This is a genomic window from Streptomyces sp. MnatMP-M17 (genome assembly GCF_900091995.1).
Taxonomy (GTDB): domain Bacteria; phylum Actinomycetota; class Actinomycetes; order Streptomycetales; family Streptomycetaceae; genus Streptomyces.
The window spans coordinates 1-1,830 of record NZ_FMDK01001110.1; the positions used below are offsets into that span (position 1 = coordinate 1).

Sequence of the window (1,830 nt, forward strand, 5' to 3'; positions counted from 1 at the left end):
CCGCCGCCGAGGCGCTCGCCGAGCTGGCGGCGCTCCTCGCGCCCGGCCGTCCCGCCGTTGCCGAGGAGGTCCTGTTCGCCTACGAGGATCCGGAGGCCTACCTACGGACGTATGCCGGGCGGCTGGAGGAGCGAGGGATCGACGAGCCCATCAAGGACCTCGCGTGGATCGCGCTCGTCGACGCGCTGACCGCGCGGGGCCTGCTCGCCGAGGTCGACTGGAAGGAGGACGGCGAGGAGATCAGACGCCAGGTCCGGGACCTGGAATCCCGTCCGTCCATCGATCCGTGGACGCTCTCCGGAAAGGTCCGTACGGACGGGACGGACACGGCGGACGACCCGGAAACGTTCGACACGTTCGCCTTTCTGAGCCACTACGGCAGGCTCCATCTCGAAGCGGGCACGGCGCTCGCGGTGCTCGACATAGATTCGGACTGCTATCCGCTGGTCCTTCTCCCGGCCGCCCGTGCGGCCGAGCTGACGCCACTGGCCCGGCGCGCCGGATTCGCCGCGTCGGTCCTGGGATCGGACATCCTCTGATCACGGCCCGCGCGGTGAGCTCAGCCCGCCGAGATCACCACCGGACCGCCGTCCGGGCGCGCGCGGTCTATCCAGTCGGCGGAGGCGTACAGAGGGCGGTTGGGGACCGCCGCCCGGCGCAGCCGTTCACGGTGCAGGAGACGGCCGTCCTGGGTGACGACCAGTGCCGACAGCCGGCCGGCCGTACGGGTCGTGCGGAGCGTGAACCGGCCCAGCGGCGGGCGAGGGCCACGGGGGTCTATACGGTTCGGCGCGACCCATCGCAGCGGCGCGTCGACCTCCACCGGCACCTGGCCGCCGGGCCAGACACCGTCCGCGAGATAACGGAGAACGGGCCCCGCGACCAGCCGGCCCTCCCGGGCCGCCGTGCCCGCGGGCTCCACGGCGTGCAGCAGGTTTCCGACGGCGAAGACTCCGGCCGCGTCCGTACGGAACGCCGTGTCGACCGCCGGGCCCCGGGTGCCCCGGTCCAGCGCGATGGCGCCGAGCCGCGCGAGTTCATGGTCGGGGATCCAGTCGCCCGTGAAGACGACCGTGTCGCAGGCGACGGTCGTGGTCCTGCCGTCCGCGTGCCGCAGCGCGACACCCGAGAGCCGGCCCCGGCCGAGGAGTTCGGTCACCGTCGTCCCGGTGAGCAGCGGGACACGGTGGTGCAGCCGGGCACCGAGGCCCGACGCCCAGGAGGACTGGTGGCCCGGCTGGTCCGTGACCATCGCGGCGACCTCGACGCCCGCGCCGCGCAAGGTGCGTACGGCGGCGTAGCCGACCGGTTCCGCGCCGACGACCACCGCCCGCAGACCGATCCGCTGATGGTGGAGATGGACGGCCTGTTGCAGCTCACCGGTGGTGAACACACCGGCAGGCCGTGTCCCGGGCACCAGCCGGGCGCTGCGCGGCCGTTCGCGTGCGCCGGTGGCCAGGACGACCGCTCCGGCCGTGATCCGCTCCAGTCCGTCCGGACCGGTGGTGTCCACGGCGAGCGGCCCAGGGCTTCCTGCCGGACCGGAACTTCCTGCCGGAGCCGGGCTTCCGGTCGGGCCAGGACTCCCCGCCGGCGCCGTAGGGCTGTCCCGCCCGAGCCGTCCCGACCAGCCCGTGACGGAGACTCCCGTACGCAGGGCCGCTCCCGCGCCGGTCGCCAGATCGCACCAGTGGCGGGCATACGCGGGACCGCTCATCGGGCGTCGCAGCTCGCGCAGCCCGAACCCGGAGTGGTAGCAGTGGCGCGGGACACCGCCGGCCTGCTCCTCGCGGTCGACCACCTCGACCGCGCCGGCGCCCGCGGCGGCCA

General features: G+C 74.1%; 2 protein-coding genes. One reads left to right on the forward strand and one right to left on the reverse strand.

Annotation, left to right across the window (positions count from 1 at the left end; all coding sequences use genetic code 11):
- Window positions 1–539, forward strand: a 539-nt coding sequence (locus GA0115259_RS36655; RefSeq protein ID WP_107469400.1) for a DUF6630 family protein, incomplete at its 5' end; no start/stop codon positions are given.
- A gap of 20 nt (window positions 540–559) precedes the next feature.
- On the opposite strand, the gene GA0115259_RS36660 is transcribed toward GA0115259_RS36655, so the two are convergent.
- The coding region (locus GA0115259_RS36660) for an NAD(P)/FAD-dependent oxidoreductase (RefSeq protein ID WP_237540753.1) at window positions 560–1,830 on the reverse strand (1,271 nt) is incomplete at its 5' end.